Source organism: Flavobacterium odoriferum, from assembly GCF_025499515.1.
Classification (GTDB): domain Bacteria; phylum Bacteroidota; class Bacteroidia; order Flavobacteriales; family Flavobacteriaceae; genus Flavobacterium; species Flavobacterium odoriferum.
Genome location: NZ_JAMKFA010000023.1, coordinates 1 through 19,640, shown reverse-complemented (window position 1 = coordinate 19,640; position 19,640 = coordinate 1). Strand labels below are relative to the sequence as shown.

19 protein-coding genes are annotated in these 19,640 nt (G+C 32.0%); 9 read left to right on the top strand and 10 right to left on the bottom strand.

Features of this window, described 5'->3' with window-relative positions; genetic code table 11:
* Nucleotides 1-35 precede the first annotated feature (35 nt).
* The gene (locus tag M9Q43_RS13170) at nucleotides 36-1,382 is read right to left on the bottom strand and encodes a DEAD/DEAH box helicase (RefSeq protein ID WP_262319330.1); all 1,347 of its coding nucleotides are present in this window, start codon (nucleotides 1,380-1,382) and stop codon (nucleotides 36-38) included.
* A 138-nt stretch (nucleotides 1,383-1,520) separates the two neighbouring features.
* Here M9Q43_RS13170 and M9Q43_RS13165 point away from each other — a divergent pair, with 138 nt between their 5' ends.
* Nucleotides 1,521-3,350, top strand: a complete 1,830-nt coding sequence (locus M9Q43_RS13165; RefSeq protein ID WP_262319329.1) for a BamA/TamA family outer membrane protein — start codon at nucleotides 1,521-1,523, stop codon at nucleotides 3,348-3,350.
* A 35-nt stretch (nucleotides 3,351-3,385) separates the two neighbouring features.
* On the opposite strand, the gene hemN is transcribed toward M9Q43_RS13165, so the two are convergent.
* On the bottom strand, nucleotides 3,386-4,750 hold the full coding sequence (gene hemN / locus M9Q43_RS13160; RefSeq protein ID WP_262319328.1) for an oxygen-independent coproporphyrinogen III oxidase: 1,365 nt from the start codon (nucleotides 4,748-4,750) through the stop codon (nucleotides 3,386-3,388).
* Nucleotides 4,751-4,895: 145 nt separating this feature from the next.
* Here hemN and trxA point away from each other — a divergent pair, with 145 nt between their 5' ends.
* Genes trxA through M9Q43_RS13145 form a run of 3 tightly spaced genes read left to right on the top strand, consistent with a single transcriptional unit; the run spans nucleotide 4,896 to nucleotide 5,965 of the window.
* On the top strand, nucleotides 4,896-5,198 hold the full coding sequence (gene trxA, locus M9Q43_RS13155) for a thioredoxin (protein WP_262319327.1): 303 nt from the start codon (nucleotides 4,896-4,898) through the stop codon (nucleotides 5,196-5,198).
* A gap of 38 nt (nucleotides 5,199-5,236) precedes the next feature.
* Nucleotides 5,237-5,626: a rhodanese-like domain-containing protein gene (locus tag M9Q43_RS13150; protein WP_262319326.1), complete on the top strand. Its 390-nt coding sequence runs from the start codon at nucleotides 5,237-5,239 to the stop codon at nucleotides 5,624-5,626.
* A 6-nt stretch (nucleotides 5,627-5,632) separates the two neighbouring features.
* Nucleotides 5,633-5,965 (top strand): tRNA-binding protein, encoded by a 333-nt coding sequence (locus M9Q43_RS13145; RefSeq protein ID WP_262319325.1) that lies wholly within the window; start codon nucleotides 5,633-5,635, stop codon nucleotides 5,963-5,965.
* Between the two features lie 51 nt (nucleotides 5,966-6,016).
* Here the strand turns inward: M9Q43_RS13145 and cphA are convergent, their stop codons facing one another.
* The gene (gene cphA, locus M9Q43_RS13140) at nucleotides 6,017-8,635 is read right to left on the bottom strand and encodes a cyanophycin synthetase (RefSeq protein ID WP_262319324.1); all 2,619 of its coding nucleotides are present in this window, start codon (nucleotides 8,633-8,635) and stop codon (nucleotides 6,017-6,019) included.
* 237 nt (nucleotides 8,636-8,872) lie between these two features.
* On the opposite strand from cphA, the gene M9Q43_RS13135 reads away from it, so the two are divergent.
* Both M9Q43_RS13135 and M9Q43_RS13130 read left to right on the top strand, forming a co-directional pair.
* Complete coding sequence (locus M9Q43_RS13135; protein WP_262319323.1) at nucleotides 8,873-9,745, top strand: cyanophycinase; 873 nt, start codon at nucleotides 8,873-8,875, stop codon at nucleotides 9,743-9,745.
* An 88-nt stretch (nucleotides 9,746-9,833) separates the two neighbouring features.
* The gene (locus M9Q43_RS13130) at nucleotides 9,834-10,679 is read left to right on the top strand and encodes an isoaspartyl peptidase/L-asparaginase (RefSeq protein ID WP_262319322.1); all 846 of its coding nucleotides are present in this window, start codon (nucleotides 9,834-9,836) and stop codon (nucleotides 10,677-10,679) included.
* A gap of 105 nt (nucleotides 10,680-10,784) precedes the next feature.
* Here the strand turns inward: M9Q43_RS13130 and M9Q43_RS13125 are convergent, their stop codons facing one another.
* The 3 genes from M9Q43_RS13125 to rlmF are packed head-to-tail and all read right to left on the bottom strand — an operon-like array spanning nucleotide 10,785 to nucleotide 12,285.
* A complete protein-coding gene (locus M9Q43_RS13125) occupies nucleotides 10,785-11,090 on the bottom strand; it encodes a type II toxin-antitoxin system RelE/ParE family toxin (protein WP_262319321.1) in 306 nt (101 codons plus the stop codon).
* Complete coding sequence (locus M9Q43_RS13120) at nucleotides 11,074-11,313, bottom strand: hypothetical protein (RefSeq protein WP_262319320.1); 240 nt, start codon at nucleotides 11,311-11,313, stop codon at nucleotides 11,074-11,076. Before M9Q43_RS13120 ends, M9Q43_RS13125 begins: the two co-directional genes overlap by 17 nt.
* Before the next feature lie 60 nt (nucleotides 11,314-11,373).
* A complete protein-coding gene (gene rlmF / locus M9Q43_RS13115; protein ID WP_262319319.1) occupies nucleotides 11,374-12,285 on the bottom strand; it encodes a 23S rRNA (adenine(1618)-N(6))-methyltransferase RlmF in 912 nt (303 codons plus the stop codon).
* Nucleotides 12,286-12,531: 246 nt separating this feature from the next.
* On the opposite strand from rlmF, the gene M9Q43_RS13110 reads away from it, so the two are divergent.
* From M9Q43_RS13110 to M9Q43_RS13100, 3 genes are all read left to right on the top strand, one after another.
* The gene (locus tag M9Q43_RS13110) at nucleotides 12,532-13,704 is read left to right on the top strand and encodes a hypothetical protein (RefSeq protein ID WP_262319318.1); all 1,173 of its coding nucleotides are present in this window, start codon (nucleotides 12,532-12,534) and stop codon (nucleotides 13,702-13,704) included.
* 2 nt (nucleotides 13,705-13,706) lie between these two features.
* Entirely contained in the window at nucleotides 13,707-15,245 is a 1,539-nt protein-coding gene (locus tag M9Q43_RS13105) for a hypothetical protein (protein ID WP_262319317.1), read from the top strand.
* Nucleotides 15,246-15,370: 125 nt separating this feature from the next.
* Nucleotides 15,371-15,898 (top strand): hypothetical protein, encoded by a 528-nt coding sequence (locus M9Q43_RS13100; RefSeq protein WP_262319316.1) that lies wholly within the window; start codon nucleotides 15,371-15,373, stop codon nucleotides 15,896-15,898.
* Nucleotides 15,899-16,036: 138 nt separating this feature from the next.
* On the opposite strand, the gene rplT is transcribed toward M9Q43_RS13100, so the two are convergent.
* The 4 genes from rplT to thrS all read right to left on the bottom strand — a co-directional run bounded on the left by rplT (nucleotide 16,037) and on the right by thrS (nucleotide 19,344).
* On the bottom strand, nucleotides 16,037-16,381 hold the full coding sequence (rplT, locus tag M9Q43_RS13095; RefSeq protein ID WP_133610711.1) for a 50S ribosomal protein L20: 345 nt from the start codon (nucleotides 16,379-16,381) through the stop codon (nucleotides 16,037-16,039).
* Nucleotides 16,382-16,508: 127 nt separating this feature from the next.
* Nucleotides 16,509-16,706, bottom strand: a complete 198-nt coding sequence (gene rpmI, locus M9Q43_RS13090; protein WP_153200121.1) for a 50S ribosomal protein L35 — start codon at nucleotides 16,704-16,706, stop codon at nucleotides 16,509-16,511.
* Nucleotides 16,707-16,823: 117 nt separating this feature from the next.
* Entirely contained in the window at nucleotides 16,824-17,375 is a 552-nt protein-coding gene (infC, locus tag M9Q43_RS13085) for a translation initiation factor IF-3 (protein WP_262319354.1), read from the bottom strand.
* 28 nt (nucleotides 17,376-17,403) lie between these two features.
* Nucleotides 17,404-19,344, bottom strand: coding sequence for a threonine--tRNA ligase (gene thrS, locus M9Q43_RS13080; protein WP_262319315.1), 1,941 nt, complete (start codon nucleotides 19,342-19,344; stop codon nucleotides 17,404-17,406).
* Nucleotides 19,345-19,640 lie beyond the last annotated feature (296 nt).

Sequence of the window (19,640 nt, the reverse complement as noted above, 5' to 3'; positions counted from 1 at the left end):
AGATGCTGAAACTAGTTCAGTATGGCAAAAGTTGTCTATTTCTTCTTTCTTTTCTCGTCTCTTTTACGTTCGATGTTTCTATTTCTCGATTCGGTTTTACGTGGTTTACGTTTTCCTGGACCGCCAAGGTTTACTTTGGCATTTTTATCTTTTTTCTTGTGAAAGGCTTCTCCACCTTCTTTTTTAGGTGTTTTCAACAAGAATTTCATTTTTTTCTTTTCCTTTTCGAAGTCTAAATAACGTTCTTCGATTTTTAAATCTTCTGGAAGTGGAAATTCTTTAATTTCAGTATTCATTAACAATTCTACCTCAATTTTACTTTCTACTTCACTTGGTGAAACCAAACTGATTGCAATACCTGTTTTATCGGCACGACCTGTTCTACCGATACGGTGCATGTATTTTTCAGGTTCTTCGGTAAATTGTAAATTGATAACGTGTGTAATATCAGAAATATCTAAACCACGCGCCATAATATCGGTCGTAACCAAACCTCTTAATTCGCCCGCTTGAAAAGATGCCATCGTATTCAAACGATAATTTTGCGATTTATTCGAGTGAATAACCCCAAATTGTTCTGGAAATTCTTCATCTAAGGTTTCAAAAACCAAATCAACAATACGTTTGTTGTTTACGAAAATTAAAACACGTTCCATGGTTTCGGTTTCACGAACCAAATGTTTCAACATGTTTAATTTGGTAAGGAAATTGGGAACTTGATATACGATTTGTTCAATTTGTTCTAATGGTGTTCCGCTTTGTGCTAATGAAACCTCTTCTGGGAATTCGAAATATTCATCTAACATGGCATCTACTTCTTCGGTCATGGTTGCCGAAAATAAGATGTTTTGTTTTTTGCCACGCATCATCGATAAAATCGAAGTCAATTGCGCACGGAAACCTAAGTTTAGGATTTCGTCAAATTCGTCAATGACTAATTTTTGTAATTCGTCAAATCGTAAAACACCATCTAAACCTAAATCCATTACACGACCTGGCGTTCCTACTAAAATATCGACACCTTGAGCTAATGCTTTTCGTTGCGTATTGATGTTGACACCACCATAAATTCCAAGTGTTCTAACACTCATATATTTGGTTAGTTTTTCAACTTCTTCCGCAACTTGTACTACTAATTCACGCGTTGGAACTAAAATTACAATTCTTGCCGATTCGTTATTTTGAAATTTCCATTGTTTTAGAATAGGTAGTAGATAAGCAAAGGTTTTTCCAGTTCCTGTTTGTGCAATTCCCATCATGTCTCTTCCTGAAAGAATTACAGCATGCGATTTTTCTTGAATAGGCGTAGCGTGAACAAAACCTAATTCGTCTAATGCTTTTTGTAGTGATTTTGGTAAATCGAATTCTTTGAACGTTTTCATAAAGGGTATTAAATTTGTGCAAAGGTACATAAACTTTTTGTAATGATTTTTTTTGCGATGTAACGTTGTTTGTTACATTTTTATTTACTTTACAAAATTGTTGATACTAAAATTGTATAAAAAGGAGTTTACTTAATTATGGATAAGAAAATTGTAATTTATTTTTTGTTTTGTTTTTGTTTTTTTTGCGAGGGCGTTTTTGCTCAAGTAAAAGAAAATGACAGTACAGCTGCAATTTATCAAGATATTCATGATTTGTCTAAGAAGAGTAAGTTCAACAAATTTGTATATAAACTTCTTTTTCGTTCTTCGGCGTTAAAAGCAGAAAATTTAATTCCAGATAGGAAACCTATTGAGAAACCTTTGATTACTAATAAGTCAAATGGAAAGATTATTCGGAATATTATTATTGAAACTTTAGATCCTTTTGGGCAATCGGTTTCTAATGAGAATAAAAAACCAAGAAATGGATTTGAACGTTTTGGTAATTCAATTCATTTGAAAACTAAAGAATTTACCATTCGGAATTTACTACTTTTTAGAAAAAATGAACTTTGTGATTCGTTAATTTTAAAAGAATCAGAACGTTTAATTAGAAGTCAGCGCTATGTTCGTGAAGTTAAAGTTACTCCGATATTTTTGGGGACAACAAATGACTCGATTGATGTTAAAGTACGTGTTTTAGATTCATGGAGCCTAATTCCAAACGGAAGTTATTCAAGCAATCAAAGTAGTGTAAAGTTGACCGAAAGAAATTTATTTGGTTTTGGTCATCAAATTGCAGGAAATCTTGAGAATAAGTTTTCGCCAAAAGAGCAAGCCGTTTTTGCACGATACACTATCAATAATATTAAAAATAGTTTCATTAAGTTAGATTTAGAATATACTAATGAATTCAATAATAACAGCCGTCGAAGTGTAAATTTATCTCGCCCTTTTTATTCAGTTTATGCTAAAAATGCTGGAGGTGTTTATTTCGGAAATACTTTGAGTACCGAATTTTTTCCTGTTTCAGATTCATTAGTAGCTGAACCTGTAAAATTTGAATTTCAAGAATATTGGTACGGTAGAGCATTTAAAATTAAGGAAAAGCGTTTTAAAACTGATGTTTACACCAATTTAATTACTGCAATTAGTTATAATAGAAAAGCTTTTTTAAGAAAGCCCAATGAATTATTAGATTCAAGTTCTTTTTTTACGTCTGAAAATAATATAATTGGTTATGTAGGTATTTCGAAGCAACAGTTTTATCAGGATAAATATATTTTTAATTATGATATTATTGAAGATATTCCTTACGGGCAGAATATTGCTCTAATTTTTGGTTACCAAGATAAAAATGATATTTCTAGATTGTATTCTGGGATTATGATTTCGCACGGTAAAAAATATAATTTTGGTTATTTAAGTAGTTTTATTGAATGGGGAAGTTTTTACAACAAAAGTATTACAGAGCAAACTGCTTTTAAGGTCGGATTTAATTATTTTAGTCCGCTAATAAACTGGGGAAAATGGCGTTTTAGACAGTTTATAAAACCCACTTATATTTGGGGAAACAATCGCGATGCTTCTTTCAAAGATCAATTGTCATTGAATAATTATTATGGCATTGAAGGTTTTAATAATCGAATTTTAGGTTCGCAAAAATGGGTTTTTTCGTTACAAACACAATCATATGTTCCTGGAAGTTGGTATGGATTTCGTTTTAGTCCATATTTGAATATTTCGATGGGTTCGTTAGCCGAAGAAAAAGCACTTTTTGCAAGTAAAGTGTATTCAAAATTTAGTGTTGGCGTTCAAATAAACAACGATTTTTTAGTGTTTAATAGCTTTCAAATTTCGTTTTCATATTATCCGTCAATACCTTTTGAAGGCGATAATATTTTAAAAACCAATTCGTTTGAAAACACCGATTTAACATTGAATGATTTTCAATTAGGCAAACCAGCTTATATTCGATATGAGTAGTTTTTTGATTTTAAGTTTCAAGTTTCAGGTTTAACTTAAATTGTCATTGAGAATAGCTTGGTTTCTGGTGCTTTTCGTTTTAAACGTAAATCAAATGCCATGCAAATGTTACGTACAAAAGGTTTTCCTTTTTCGGTTACGATAATTCCATGATCTAAGAATTTCAATAAGCCATCAGTTTCCATTTCTTCTAAGTTTGCATGAATTTCATCTAATTCAGGAAATTGCATTGACGTATCGTTCCAAGAAGTTGTAAACTGGCACATTAAATTTAAAATATGTTTTCTAATTACTAAATCTTCTGGAGTAAGTAAATGTCCTCTAAAAACAGGTAATTGATTGGCTTCTAAACGCGCATAATAATCTTCGATTGTTTTTTCATTTTGAGCAAAACTATACCAACTATCGCTAATTGAAGAAACACCAAGTCCTATCATTAATTTTGTTTTTGAAGCCGTGTATCCCATGAAATTTCGGTGTAATTTTCCTTCATTAAAAGAAGTAAACATGCTATCGTTTTTCAAGGCAAAATGATCCATTCCAATTTCATGGTAATCGTTTTTTGCTAACAATTTTTTTCCTTCTTCATATAATTTGCGTTTTTCGTCATCTTTTGGCAAATCTTCATCATTAAATCCACGTTGACCATTGCCTTTGATCCAAGGCACGTGCGCATAACTATAAAAAGCTAATCGGTCTGGTTGTAAGGATTTAGTTTTATCTATTGTATCGATTACATTTTCTAACGTTTGAAATGGTAAGCCAAAAATCAAATCATGACCAATCGAAGTATATCCAATTTCTTTTGCCCAAAAAGTAACTTTTGCAACATTATGAAAAGGTTGAATTCTATGAATGGCTTGCTGAACTTTTTCTGAATAATCTTGCACACCAAAACTAACACGTCTAAATCCTAAATCGTATAGTTTTTGTAAATGTTGGCGTGTGGTATTATTTGGATGTCCTTCAAAACTAAATTCATATGTTTTTGCTTTATCAGCAAATTTAAAAATTCCGTTTATCAATAATTCTAAATTTTCAGGTGAAAAAAAAGTTGGTGTTCCGCCTCCTAAATGAATTTCTTTAATGATTGGCTTTCTTGGAAACAAATCGCAATACATTCGCCATTCTTTTAAAACTGCTAAAATATAAGGATGTTCAACTTCGTGACGTTTTGTAATTCGTTTATTGCAACCACAAAATGTGCATAAACTTTCGCAAAATGGCAAATGAATATACAAGCTAATTCCTTCGGTAGTATTTGATTCTTTAAAGGATTGAAGTAATGATTTTTTCCAATCTTCAACATGGAAATAATCTTCTTCCCAATAAGGTACGGTAGGGTAGCTCGTGTATCGAGGACCTGGAACGTTATATTTTTGTACTAAAGAAACTTGCATAGCGGAAACATTTTTTTCAGAATACGAAGATATAACAGCCTTATAAAACAAAAAATGATAATTATCATATTGGGTTTATGTAACAAATATTACATACAAAAGGTAGTAAAATCAATACCTTTGAAAATAATAAATAGAAAAATACATGAATGCGAAGTTTAAAGAAATAATAAATTCCAATCAATTAATTTTGGTCGATTTTTATGCAGATTGGTGCGGTCCATGTAAAATGATGTCTCCAATTTTACAAGAAGTTAAAGGAATCATCAAAGATGATGTAAAAATAATTAAAATAAATGTAGACCAACATCAAGATTTAGCCAGTCATTTTATGGTGCGAGGAGTTCCAACGTTGATGCTGTTTAAATCGGGTAAAATGCTTTGGAGACAATCGGGTGTTTTGAGTACTAAAGATTTGGTTGCTATAATTCAAAATCAGTTGAATTAATATTTTTTTGTATATTTAAACAAATTAAAAAGTAAGAAATGAAATTAAGAATTTTAAGTGTATTTGTTGTATTGATGAGTTTAACATCATGTATTAAAAAACAAGTAGAAGGTGTGCAAGTGGTTGATATTGCTACTTATGAAAAACAATTAAAACAGCCAGAAGTACAATTAATTGATGTAAGAACTCCAGAAGAATTTAGCCAAGGACATCTTGAAAATGCTAAAAATATCAACATTATGGCAGAGGATTTTGATGCGCAAGTAGCTTCATTAGACAAATCAAAACCGGTGATGGTGTATTGTAAATCTGGTGGAAGAAGTGCAAGAGCTTCTGAACGTTTAAAAGAATTGGGTTTTACTACGATTACTGATTTGGAAGGTGGAATTACGAACTGGAACAACGAAAACAAACCAACTGTAAAATAATTAGCAATGATTAGTTGGAATGATTTTGATAAAATAGAAATGCGTGTTGGAACTATCATTGAAGTGAATGATTTTCCAAAAGCAAACAAATCAGCTTATCAACTAACCATTGATTTTGGAACTGAAATTGGTTTAAGAAAATCTTCGGCACAAATTACAAAACAATACAGCAAGGAAGAATTAGTTGGAAAGCAAATTATTGCTGTGGTAAATTTTCCAAAGAAACAAATTGCTGATTTTATGAGCGAATGTTTGGTTTTGGGTTCAGTAGGAAATGACAATGATATTGTTTTATTATCGTCAGATAAACCTGTTGAAAATGGTTTGCGAATAGGATAAAAAATCCCGATTTTTATGAAATCGGGATTTATATTTAAGAATTAACTTTTATTATGCTTCTTCGTTTTCTTTGTCTAAATAGTCTTGAACAACCTCAATAGCATTTGTAATAACATCACTTAAAGCAGTTATAAAACTTCCATCTTCGGCACTATTAATAGCGTGTTTTAAAGCTTCAACTTCTTTCGTAATGATTTCATGTGTAACGGTTTTGCCACTTGCAGCAATTCCTTCCATAATAAGATTGTTGATTTCTTCTTCGGTTCTACCACGTAAGTGTTTTTCTTGGCGAATGATAATATGATCAAACATTCGTGCTGCAATTGTGGCACATTCTCTAATGTCTTCGTCTCTTCTATCGCCAACACCTGCAATAATTCCGATTTTCTTGGTAGCTTCTACAGAAGATAAATATTCTTCCACCCCGCGATAACCAGCAGGATTGTGAGCAAAATCAATCAATACTTTAAATTTCTTGAATTCGAAAATATTCATTCTTCCAGGAGTTTGTGCTGCACTTGGAATAAATGTTTGTAATGATAAGCTAATGTCTTCAGTTTTGAATCCTTGCAAATAGGCTGCTAAAGTGGCTGCTAAAACATTTGCAATCATGAATTTTGCTTTTCCACCTAACGTCAACGGAACGTGAGTAGCTCTTTCCACTCTAATTTTCCATTCGCCTTTTTTGATGGTGATGAAACCATTTTCATAAACCGCCACAATTTTTCCTTCCTTAGCTAATTGTTTGGCAACAGCTGAATTTTCATCCATACTAAAATAAGCAATATTGCAACTTAAATCTTTAACAAGTTTCATGCAATATTCGTCTTCGGCATTTAAAATAGCCCAGCCATCTTTTTTGATGCTTTTAACTACAGTAGCTTTTACTCTTGCCAAATCGTCTAAGGTATCAATATCATTTAATCCTAAATGGTCTTCTTGAATGTTGGTGACAATACCAATATCACAACGACTAAAACCTAAACCTGCTCTTAAAATTCCACCGCGAGCCGTTTCTAAAACAGCAAATTCCACAGTTGGATCTTTTAAAATATATTCTGCCGAAATCGGTCCAGTAGTATCACCTTTTTCCATCATGTGATTTTGCACATAAATTCCGTCAGAAGTCGTGAAACCAACTTTATATCCGTTATTTTTTACAATATGAGCAATTAATCGAGTTGTCGTAGTTTTTCCATTGGTTCCAGTTACGGCAATAATTGGAATACGACTTGGTTTTCCTGGAGGATACAGCATATCAATTACAGGAGCAGCCACATTTCTTGGTAAACCTTCCGATGGCGCTAAATGCATTCTAAATCCTGGTGCTGCATTCACTTCTAAAATACAACCACCATTTTCTTTCAATGGTTGCGTTAAGTTTTCTGCCATAATATCCACACCACAAATATCCAATCCAATCACACGCGAAATGCGCTCGCAAAGGAAGATATTCTCTGGGTGCATCATATCGGTTACATCAACCGAAGTTCCACCAGTACTCAAATTAGCAGTTGATTTTAAATAAACCACTTCGTCTTTTCTAGGAATGGTTTCTAATGTATAGCCTAATTTTTCTAATAAATCGGTTGTATCTCTATCAACGTCAATTTGGGTAAGCACATTTTCATGTCCGTAACCACGTCTTGGATCTTTATTTGTTTCTTCAATTAATTGCTGAATCGTATGTGTTCCATCACCTTTTACGTGAGCTGGTTCTCTTTTAGCAGCAGCTACCAATTTATTATCAATAATCAGCACACGGAAATCATAACCGGTAATAAATTTTTCTACGATAACTCTTCGGCTATAATTTTTCGCGTAAGCTAACCCTGCAACGGCATCTTCCCACTTTTTTACGTTAATCGAAGCGCCTTTTCCATGATTTCCATCTAAAGGTTTGATTACAATTGGGTAACCAATTTTCTTAATTACATTTTCTAAATCTTCTTCATCCACACAAATGCCACCACTTGCTACAGGAATCGAAGCCATCTCTAACATGCGCTTAGTTTCTTCCTTATTACAAGCAATATCTACTGCAATGTTGCTTGTCTTACAAGTAATGGTCGCCTGAAAACGCATTTGATTCACGCCGTAACCTAATTGTACGAGTGAATTAGTTCCTAAACGAATCCACGGAATATCTCTTGCAACGGCTTCTTCCACTATACTTCCTGTTGAAGGACCAAGGCGAACACGCTCTCTAATTTCTCGCATTTTTTGAATATCCGCTTCTACATCATATTCAGTTCCTGCAATAAGAGATTCGGCAATAGCGACAGCACTTTCAGCTGCAAATAAGCCTACGTTTTCTTCGGTATAACTAAAAACTACATTATAAACACCTGGTGTTTTAGTTTCTCTGGTTCTTCCAAAACCTGTTTCCATTCCGGCTAAGGTTTGGATTTCTAAGGCAATATGTTCGATAACATGTCCCATCCAAGTGCCTCTTTCAACACGTGAAAAGAAACCACCTCTACAACCTTCTGAACAACGATGTTCAATCATGGTTGGAAACATAGCTTCAATTCGCTCTCTAAATCCTTCGATTTTATTGGTAGGAAATTGTTCCATTTCTTCCAAATCTAATCGCATTTGAATTAATTTTTTTCTTTGAACGCTCCAAATGTTCGGACCTCTAAGGGCTTGTATTTTTAATATTTTCATAAAGAATAGAAATTGATTTTTTTAATGTAGTAATGATTTTGTTAAAAATAGAAAATATTATAATATAGAGATAGCTTTTATGAAAAAAAATGAAAAATTTAATAGAATTAATGTTCGTTTAACTATTTATAAGAATTTACTTGTGTAAGTTTTAATTTGTTGAAAAGTATGCAATAAGTTTCATTTCTTTCTTAAATTTTGGTTTGTGTAGTATTAAGAAATAGTTATTTTTACAGCATGGAAATACAAGGAAAATTAATAATCATTGGTGGTGCTGTAGATAAAGGAAGTTTTACAGAAACCAATTTGGATAAAGATGCTTCAAAGAATTTGAATTTTTTCGAAACAGGAATCTTAAAAAGAATCATTAAAGAATCAAAAAATAAAGAGGAATCTCGCATAGAAGTTATTACAACAGCTTCAAAAATCCCGAGAGAAATTGGCCCAGAATACGTAAAAGCCTTCAGTTATTTAGGAGCTCACAATGTGGATGTTTTATATATTGAGAAAAGAGAACAAGCTAACGATCCTGAAATCTTAGAAAGATTAAAAGCAGCTGATGTAGTTATGTTTACAGGTGGCGATCAATTGCGTTTGACTTCTATTTTAGGAGGAACGCCTTTTGATGATTTGCTAATTTCGAAATATAGAAACGAAGAGTTTATTTATGCAGGAACTTCAGCTGGTGCTGCGGCTGCTTCGAACAATATGATTTATCAAGGAAGTAGTTCGGAAGCTTTGCTTAAAGGTGAAGTAAAAATCACTTCTGGTTTAGGATTAATTGACGATGTAGTTATCGATACGCATTTCGTACAAAGAGGAAGAATCGGTCGTTTGTTTCAAGCGGTGGTAGGAAATCCAAAAGTATTAGGTATAGGTTTAGGAGAAGACACTGGATTATTAATCACAAATGGTCGCCAAATGGAAGCCATCGGTTCTGGATTAGTAATTTTAGTGGATGGAAGAGAAGTAAAAGACACCAATTTAACACAAGTTGAATTAGGTCAGCCAATCTCAATCAATCACTTGGTTACGCACGTTATGAGTCAATATGATAAATTCGATTTGAATACGTTCAAAATGACGATTCATTCTTCACAATACGTTTAATTTATTAAAATAATTTTGGAACACAGATTATGGAAATGATTTTAATTTAAAAATTTCTTTAATCTGTGTTCCTTTTTAATTTACGTTTATGTCAAAAATCATCATTCACGGCGGATTTTTCTCGGAATCATCAACCAGTTTAGAAACCAAAATAGCTAAGCAGCAAGCACTTTTACGCATTGTGAAAGATTCGTATGCGTATTTGCAAAATCATTCGGCATTAGAAACGGTGGTATATGCGGTTTCTCAATTGGAAGACGATGAATTATTCAATGCCGGAATTGGTTCCCAAATTCAATCGGATGGAAAAATCAGAATGAGTGCTTCTTTAATGGATGGTGAATCGCAGAAAATGAGCGGTGTTATCAATATTGAAGAAGTAAAAAACCCAATCCAAGTCGCACAAGTTTTAATGCATGTCGATGACCGAATCTTAGGAGGAAGCGGTGCCACAAATTTTGCCAGAAAACACGGATTTGAACCTTTTTCAACCGAAATTCCACAAAGAAGAGCCGAATATGAAGCTAAATTAGCCTCATTAGGAACGGGAACCGTAGGTTGTGTAGCTTTAGACAATAACGGAAAAATTGCAGTAGCGACTTCAACCGGTGGAAAAGGATTTGAAATTCCAGGAAGAATCTCAGATTCAGCAACCGTAGCAGGAAATTATGCCAACGAATTTTGTGGGGTAAGTTTAACTGGAGTAGGCGAGGACATCGTAAGTAACGCCACAGCAGCAAAAATTGTAACCCGCGTTACAGACGGATTTTCAATAGAAAAAGCATTCGAAAAAACCTTTGCCGAATTAAAACCTTATGATGGTTTTGCAGGAGCCATCGGAATTGATAAACAAGGAAATATCTTTCATCAAGATTCGCATCCAAGTATGGTTTTTGCCAGCTTTGATGGAGAAAATGAGGAAGTTTTTGAATAGAAATCGTCTTGAAATTTGTCATTCTGAACTTGTTTAACTTCGTTGAATCTTCGATTTCAGAATCAGTTATGAGAAGCTGAAACGAGTTCAGCTTGGCAGAATTTTTTATTTCAATTTTCTTTTTGTTGGTTTTTGTCTATTAGAAAAAAATGAAAGAATTTCTACATCTTGGTCTTTAATTCTATAGTATAATGAATTTAATGAAAGTATTACTGCTCTTCTGATATCTTTTTTAAAATCAGATGATTGAAAAAAATATGGGTTTTGTGATATAAGATTCAAGGTTTTATCGAGAGCGTTTGATAATTTGCGTAATTCTTTTTCTGTCCAATATGTTTCTAAAAAAGCAATAGTTTCTGCTAATTCCTTTAAAGCATTATCAGTCCAACGAATTCTAAAGCCATTTTTCATAAAGTTTCCTAGCTTGAGAATGATCGTTTAATTTTCCATTTTCAGCATCATTTAATCCTGCTTCAATGGATTTTTTTTCGTTTTCCGAGATAGAATTCCACCAATCTTTACTTTCTTTTTTTCTTAATTCCATTATTTTATTCAATATAGAAACATCTTCAATAGTAGATAACCACTGAATTAATTCTATTTTTTTGTTGGATAATGTTACGTCAGATTTCATTTGAAACTAATTTTATACTCAAAGATAATAATTTTTAAAATACAAGAAAAAAACTAACAGTTATTTCTCCTCCTTAAACGTCCAAAACAAAATGCGACTCACTTTATTACCATGTTTCATTTCTGTAATTTGATAGGTAGCTTTTACTTTTTTAAGATGCGAAAGCAAGGATTTTAAATTATCTTTTTTAGAAACTAACGAGGAAAACCATTTGCATTGCGCTTTAAAATGCACACTTTCATAAATCATATTGCTGATGAACGTCAATTCACCACCTTCGCACCACAATTCGTTATTTACGCCACCAAAGTTTAATGTTGGTTTTTTAGAATCTTCAATACCTAAGTTTTTATTCTTACGAATTGTGCCTTTATTCGCTTCTTCTTTTGAACTATGGAAAGGCGGATTACAAATCGTCATGTCAAATTTATCTTCTGGAAGAATGATATTCTTGAAAATGTTTCGTTTGGATGTTTGCAATCGCAACGTAACGTTTTCTTTTAATTTCTGATTGGAGTTGATATTTTCCTGAGCCGCTTCAAAAGCTTGTTTGTCAATTTCGCTACCTACAAAACGCCAATCGTATTCCGATACACCAATAATTGGATAAATACAATTCGCACCAATTCCGACATCTAAAATTCGAATTTTATGCTTCGTTTGAATCGTTCCGTATGTATCTTCTAAAATATCGGCAACTTGATGAATATACTCTGCTCGTCCTGGAATAGGCGGACAAAGAAAACCTTTTGGAATATCCCAATTTTTCAAACCATAAAAATGCAATAACAACGCTTTGTTCAACATTTTCACCGCATCAGGATTCGCAAAATCAATCGTTTCAGTTTCATATTCATTCATCGCAACAAATGGCGCTAAATCTGGATTGGATTGGATTAAAGTTTTGAAATCGTAATTGCCGTGGTGTTTGTTTTTCGGATGAAAGCCGGTTATGGTTTTGGTTGTATTCAAAGTAGTATTTTTAAAAGTGTAAAGGTATTGAATTCTGGGGAATAAAATCTTGTACTTTTTGTGGCACTTTTTTTGTGTTATAATGATTTCAAGTTTAATAATACTTGGATATATTCATTATATTTGAGTTTGTTAATCAAATAAACAAGATGTGTGCTACTTTCAAACGACACTTCTTAAAAGAAAACCGAATCCAAAACTATGCGCTTCAATATAAAATATAAGTTTACGAAAAATATTTTTTTAATGTTACTGTTTGTATTAACTAATAGTTGTGCACAGAAACAAACTAATTATGATGGTTATGAAAAAATTATCCATAATTCTCAAATAACAATCCTGAGTGGCAAATGGAGGATAAATGAATTAATTGCCAATTCAGAAGTCAAAGAATATTTATTAAGCCCACAAAGTACAAATAGAGATGAAAATTACGGAAATAACATTTCAATTAATTCAGACCAAACATTTATAAGTAGTTATAGTGCAGAATGTGGAAATGATTGTTTTACTACAACTAAAGGGAAATATAAAATCATTGACGAAAATTATATTTGTTTTTATTTAGAAGAAATTATTCAAAGTGGAGAATGTTCAGAAAATTCTAAGCCTAAAAAAGATTTAGGATTGTATTATTACTATAAAACCGAAAATGGCTTTCGCTTAGTAAGAAGTTCTGGAAATCTAGAACAGGACAAAAAAAATGTAATTTATTATAATTTAATTGTCACAAAGTCTAAAGAGATTGAAGAATTTTATTTTAGAGGTGGCCAAAATCAATCAATTTACAACTGGAAGCAGACAAATCTCAGAGATGATAAAGAAATTGTTGCATTTTGTATGGCTGAAAATGAAATACAAGATTATAAGATTTTATTTTCCTATGTTGGAGACAAATACAGCAGATTAAAAATCATCTTGGTAAAAATTAATAATCAATTTGCATATGTATTATTTGATACTTGGGGCAATCCAAAAGTCTCTTTGTATAATGATTCTAACATTAGAAAAATTGATGCATTAGTAAACGAAATTGACAATGATATTTCAATAATTAAAACAGTAAAAAAAACAACAAATACTGAAAGTACATCGGATAATAAAATTATAACTATCTTCAAAAAAGATGGTGAAATTAAGAAAGTTAGTTATGCCAGATATTATAAATATGGAGAGAAAATTTCGGTCTCTATTACAACAATTTATTTGCAAAATTTAACACCGACATTAATAGTTTATTTGGTTAGTCCCGACCAAGAAAAACAAGTTTCAGAAACAGGATTATATGTTTTAGATTGGCAAAATAATAAAGTTGCAAATAGATTCATAAAACACGAGAATGGAAGATATATTAAAGATCTTGTAACTGAGAAACCAAAAATAAATAAGATAATTGAAGAAATTAAAATGATTAATTAAAAATGAAACAACTTCTTTACATATCATTTTTCCTTTTTTCCATTTTATCTTTTGGACAACAAACTTACAAAGTTACCGAAGGAGAATTGCAGTTTGTTATGCCAGGAAAAGGAATAATCATAAAAAAAGACGATCAGTTTTTTGAGATGAAATTTAATGTTGTTTTGAACAAATCAAAGAAATCAATTGAAACAAATCTTTATCCTATTTCAGAAGAATCATTGAAATTGTTTTCTAAAGGAAAATCTTTTGTTACTTATTCTGATATCAAAGAAAATAATGATTTCGATGATTTAAAGAAAATAAGCTTCAATTATATAAATCGTGATAGTAATGATGAAAAAGAATACGATGAATATAAATTGTACTTAATAAATAAGAATTTTTTTGCCTATTTTACAAATAAGTATGAGGACAAAAATAAGTATACTGAAATTGAAGAATACATGCCATTCATTTTTATTGAATTTGAGAATAAAAGAATTATTTACACTTATGATAATGAAGAGATATTTATTATTCCAACCAATAAGTCATATAAAATAATTCATCAATATGATTCAGAAAGTAATGAATTTAAAAATGAGAAATTAAAAATCTATAATGAAGAAATCTATAAATTTTCACAACATGCATTCCATGATTTAGAAGATGAATTTTTTGTTGTTGATACATTGCCGTCAAAAAAAGTTAGGTTGAAAAACATTCATAATGAAATTTTAATTTCAAAAGCATATGATTCAATTGTATTAAGCTCGATAATTAAGTGTTTCAACAATAATAAAATGGATTTATATAATTTATCATTTAAAAAAATAAACAAGTTTTCTGTGCAAGCTTCTAAAGAACATTTAGGAAGTATGCAAATTCTTGAAAAGAATAAATTAAAATGGATAGATTGGACAGGTAAAGAAATAAAAAAAGGTTTTTCTTTTCCAATAGTTTTACTTCCTGAAGCTCCACAACATGAGTATAAGTATGAATTAACTATTTCTAAATCAAAAGAAAAATTCATTTTAAAAACAAGAAATTTTGATGTTTTTGGATTTGAAACAAACGAAACCGAATCGGATACTTTATCTTTAACAAATGCAATTGGAATTAAGAATTTCTATTTTCAGAATAACAATTCAAAAGATACAATTTCATCTAATCGTGAATTTTATCACTTTGATAACTATAAAACTAGAATTACAGAAATGGTTGATTTTAGTTATACTGTGGTTTATTTCCAAAGAGAGAATGGAACATTTGGAATGAGTTACTTAGGAAACTTTTTTGTAAACAATGAAGATTTTAAAAACAATAGCGCATCTTCAGAATTCAATAATTTTAATGAATATCAAGATTTACAGTTTGTTGAGTTCAAGTATCCATTTTATAAGATGAAGAAAAATAATTTAGTTAAACTTTTTCCATTACATAAAGAATTTCGTTACAAAAAACTCGAAGATTTTCAAGGAAACTTTGCACGTTTTGAATTACCTAATGGTCAAAAAGGTTGGTTGTCTAAAGAAGGTAAGGAATATTTGGATGAGTAAAAACTATTTAGTATATCTCAGCTAGTGAACGAATATCTTCGCATTTTTATTATCAAAAAATCAAAACCACACCAAATAAATGACTTAAAAACTTAAAACATAACAAACAGAAATTAAATTTATATATGAAAAAAATAGTAGGATTACTTCTGTTTATTTTGGTAAATTCGAGTTGCTCTTCAGAATTTAAATCAATTAACAGAAAAGTTTCTAGAATTGAAAATGAGATAGCTAAAAAAGCAGAAATCAACCAAAATTTATGTTTCAATTGTTCTCCAGAGATTAATACTTTAGTTTATTTCACTAAGATTGAAAATCAAATAAAAAGAATAAACTATAAAATAGATTCAAATGTAAACTGTAAAGAGTATACTAAAGATTTCGCAATTTTTCTAGATAACAATGTTCCAATATTAATAACTGAAATTACGACAGGAATATGCGAATATGAAATGTCTGGAGTAAACAAAAAGACTAATAAATTTGAAAGTTTCAAACAAGAAAGTAAAATTTCAAATAATGTTAAGATTTATATTAACGATTGGGAAAATTTTGAAATTACCGTAATTGGTGGAAATAAATCTGATTACAATTTGGAAACTAAAGAAAAGTATCAAAAAATAATAAACGAAGTTTTGAGGCAAGGAAAATAAATTATAATTAATTAGGTCGTAATCACATTCCGTATCCATTATCCTTATAGAGAGTAATTGCATTCCGTGCTTAAAATAAAAAACCCCGATTTTCATCGGGGTTTAATATATAAGTAAGATAAACTGAGTTAGACGTAATTATTTAATTTTGTTAACGATAGCTGTGAAAGCAGCTGGGTGGTTCATAGCTAAATCAGCAAGAACTTTACGGTTCAATTCGATATTGTTAGCTTTTGCTTTCCCCATAAATTGAGAATAACTCATACCATGTAAACGTGCACCAGCATTGATACGCGTAATCCATAAAGCACGGAAATTTCTTTTGTTTTGTTTTCTATCACGGTAAGCATAGCACATTGCTTTTTCTACCGCGTTTTTAGCTACAGTCCAAACGTTTTTACGTCTTCCAAAGAAACCTTTGGCTTGTTTTAATACTCTTTTTTTTCTAGCTTTTGTAGCTACTGAATTTGTTGCTCTTGGCATAATTTTAAATGTTTTTTGCAGTAAGGCGGTTTCTCAACACTTATAAACTTCGTACTTTGTATTTTCATACTTCGTACTTCGTTCAGCCCACTCCAGGGTTACTAAATTGTTTTAACCAAACAACGAATTAAATAATATTCAATTGTTGTTTAATGCTTCTCTCGTCTGTTTTGTGAACCAAAGCAGAGTGAGTTAAAGCTAATTTACGCTTTTTAGATTTTTTAGTCAAAATGTGACTTTTAAAAGCGTGTTTTCTTTTGATCTTTCCAGAACCAGTAACTTTGAATCGTTTCTTAGCACTAGATTTCGTTTTCATTTTAGGCATTTTCTTCCTGTATTTATAATCTATCTTACTTATTATTTTTCATATAGGATTACTAAGTAATCACTATTTATTTAGTTTAGAGACTAATCACTAATTACTTGTCACTAATCACTAAAACTATTTTCCTTTTTTCTTCGGAGCAATGTACATAATCATACGTTTTCCTTCTAAAACTGGCATCGCTTCTACTTTTCCAAACTCTTCCAATTCTTGAGCTAAACGTAATAACAAAATTTGTCCTTGCTCTTTGTAGATAATCGAACGTCCTTTAAAGAATACAAATGCTTTTAATTTAGCACCATCTTGTAAAAACTTAAGGGCATTCTTTTTCTTAAATTCATAATCATGCTCATCTGTTTGAGGTCCAAAACGAATCTCTTTGATAACAATTTGAGTTGATTTAGCTTTTAATTCTTTATCTCTCTTCTTTTGCTGGTACAAAAATTTACCATAATCCATCAACTTACAAACTGGCGGTTCAGCATTTGGAGAAATTTCTACCAAATCAACCTCTTGCTCTTCAGCTAAACGAAGTGCATCAGCTATTTTGTAAACTCCTGGTTCAATATTTTCACCTACTAAACGTACTTCAGCAACACGTATTAAATTATTGATACGATGTGCTGCTTTTTTCTCTTCGCGAGGTTGAAAACCTCTGTTGTTTCTAATTGCTATGGCTTTATTATTTTAGTTAAACTTAAAATTGTTTTAATGTTTTATTGATTTCTTCGTTTATCATTGCAGCAAATTGCTCAATAGTAACCGATATATTTCCTTTTCCTTCTTGTCCGCGTTGTCTCACAGAAATGGTTCCGTTTTTCTCTTCTTCCTCGCCAACAATCAGCATAAACGGATATTTGTTCATCTCCGCTTCTCTAATTTTCTTCCCGATTGTTTCATTTCGGTTGTCAATTAGGGCGCGAATTTCGTGATTTTCTAGCAAATCTAAAACTTTTTTCGCATAATTTTCATATTTCTCACTCAAAGACAAGATTATAGCCTGCTCTGGCATCAACCAAATTGGGAAATTTCCTGCCGTGTGTTCCAATAAAATAGCGATAAAACGTTCCATCGAACCAAAAGGCGCTCGGTGAATCATAACTGGGCGATGTAACTTGTCATCCGCACCTTTATAAGACAATTCAAAACGCTCTGGTAAGTTGTAATCTACCTGAATAGTTCCTAATTGCCAACTTCTGCCTAAAGCATCTTTTACCATGAAATCCAATTTCGGACCATAGAAAGCTGCTTCACCAGCTTCAATCACATAATTTAATCCTTTATCTTTCGCTGCACTGATAATTGCATTTTCTGCTTTTTCCCAGTTTTCAACGCTACCTATATATTTATCCGGATTACTTAAATCACGAACCGAAACCTGAGCTGTAAAGTTTTCAAATCCTAACGAACCAAAAACATATAATACCAAGTCGATTACATTTTTGAACTCAGCATCTAATTGATCTGGTGTACAAAATATATGTGCATCATCCTGAGTAAATCCTCTAACACGAGTCAATCCATGTAATTCACCCGATTGTTCATAACGATAAACCGTTCCAAATTCAGCATAACGCTTTGGTAAATCTTTGTACGACCATGGTCTTGCGTTATAAATCTCACAGTGGTGTGGGCAGTTCATTGGTTTTAACAAGAACTCTTCGCCTTCAGCTGGTGTGTGAATTGGTTGGAAACTATCCGCACCATATTTAGCATAGTGTCCAGAAGTTACATACAAGTCTTTCATTCCAATATGAGGCGTAACTACTTGCTCGTAACCTGCTTTTTTCTGTGCTTTTTTCAAGAATTGCTCTAATCTATCGCGTAAAGCAGCACCTTTTGGTAACCATAACGGTAAGCCTTGACCTACTTTTGGAGAGAAATGGAACAAATCCAATTCTTTTCCTAATTTTCTATGATCGCGACGTTTTGCTTCTTCTAATAATTCTAAGTAATCTGTTAAGTCTTTTTGTTTTGGGAACGAAATACCATAAACACGAGTTAACTGTTTATTTTTTTCATCACCTCTCCAGTAAGCACCCGCAACCGATAAAATTTTCATCGCTTTGATAATTCCTGTATTCGGAATATGACCACCACGACACAAATCAAAGAAGTTGGCATGATCGCAGAACGTAATCGTTCCGTCTTCTAAGTTCGAAATCAACTCAGTTTTATACTCATTATTTTTATAAACTTCCAATGCTTCCGCTTTAGAAACCGAACGCATTTTAAATTCATGTTTCTCTCTTGAAATTTCTAACACACGGTCTTCAATCTTTTTGAAATCCGCATCCGTAATTTTTTTATCACCAAAATCTACGTCGTAATAGAAACCATTATCAATCGCAGGTCCAAGCGTTAATTTAATACCAGGGAAAATTTCTTCCAAAGCTTGTGCCATCACGTGCGAAGTCGAATGCCAAAAAGCTTTCTTACCTTCTTTGTCATTCCAAGTATATAATATAAGTGTACCGTCCGTCGTTAAGGTCGTCGTCGTTTCAATAGTGGTACCATTATAAGAAGCCGAAATCACGTTTCTAGCCAAACCTTCACTAATGCTTTTCGCAACATCCATTGGAGTAACTCCTTGAGCCATCTCCTTAACCGACCCGTCGGGTAAAGTAACTTTTATCATTTTTTAAAATTTATAAGGTGCAAATATAAACCTTTAATAAAATCCATACAATATATATAAGGTATAATGTTAAAAAAGATTTGAAGCAGCCGTTCAGCATTCCATAAAACTCCTAGTCCCGCTGTCCACTATATCCGCGCTAAGGCGTGGGATGCCGTTCCCATCGGGGCTATACAAGACGCTTTGTATTCCAGATAACTATTCCACTGGCTCGCAAAGCGAGCACTAATCCCTCGCGACTGCGAGCAATACTTCCTCGCCATGCGAGCAATTGTCATTCCGTAGAAGAGAAATCC

Coding starts and splice junctions, on each gene's coding strand:
- M9Q43_RS13170 (WP_262319330.1), bottom strand. CDS start 1,382: ATGAAAACGTTCAAAGAATTCGATTTACCAAAATCACTACAAAAAGCA.
- M9Q43_RS13165 (WP_262319329.1), top strand. CDS start 1,521: ATGGATAAGAAAATTGTAATTTATTTTTTGTTTTGTTTTTGTTTTTTT.
- hemN (WP_262319328.1), bottom strand. CDS start 4,750: ATGCAAGTTTCTTTAGTACAAAAATATAACGTTCCAGGTCCTCGATAC.
- trxA (WP_262319327.1), top strand. CDS start 4,896: ATGAATGCGAAGTTTAAAGAAATAATAAATTCCAATCAATTAATTTTG.
- M9Q43_RS13150 (WP_262319326.1), top strand. CDS start 5,237: ATGAAATTAAGAATTTTAAGTGTATTTGTTGTATTGATGAGTTTAACA.
- M9Q43_RS13145 (WP_262319325.1), top strand. CDS start 5,633: ATGATTAGTTGGAATGATTTTGATAAAATAGAAATGCGTGTTGGAACT.
- cphA (WP_262319324.1), bottom strand. CDS start 8,635: ATGAAAATATTAAAAATACAAGCCCTTAGAGGTCCGAACATTTGGAGC.
- M9Q43_RS13135 (WP_262319323.1), top strand. CDS start 8,873: ATGGAAATACAAGGAAAATTAATAATCATTGGTGGTGCTGTAGATAAA.
- M9Q43_RS13130 (WP_262319322.1), top strand. CDS start 9,834: ATGTCAAAAATCATCATTCACGGCGGATTTTTCTCGGAATCATCAACC.
- M9Q43_RS13125 (WP_262319321.1), bottom strand. CDS start 11,090: ATGAAAAATGGCTTTAGAATTCGTTGGACTGATAATGCTTTAAAGGAA.
- M9Q43_RS13120 (WP_262319320.1), bottom strand. CDS start 11,313: ATGAAATCTGACGTAACATTATCCAACAAAAAAATAGAATTAATTCAG.
- M9Q43_RS13110 (WP_262319318.1), top strand. CDS start 12,532: ATGTTACTGTTTGTATTAACTAATAGTTGTGCACAGAAACAAACTAAT.
- M9Q43_RS13105 (WP_262319317.1), top strand. CDS start 13,707: ATGAAACAACTTCTTTACATATCATTTTTCCTTTTTTCCATTTTATCT.
- M9Q43_RS13100 (WP_262319316.1), top strand. CDS start 15,371: ATGAAAAAAATAGTAGGATTACTTCTGTTTATTTTGGTAAATTCGAGT.
- rplT (WP_133610711.1), bottom strand. CDS start 16,381: ATGCCAAGAGCAACAAATTCAGTAGCTACAAAAGCTAGAAAAAAAAGA.
- rpmI (WP_153200121.1), bottom strand. CDS start 16,706: ATGCCTAAAATGAAAACGAAATCTAGTGCTAAGAAACGATTCAAAGTT.
- thrS (WP_262319315.1), bottom strand. CDS start 19,344: ATGATAAAAGTTACTTTACCCGACGGGTCGGTTAAGGAGATGGCTCAA.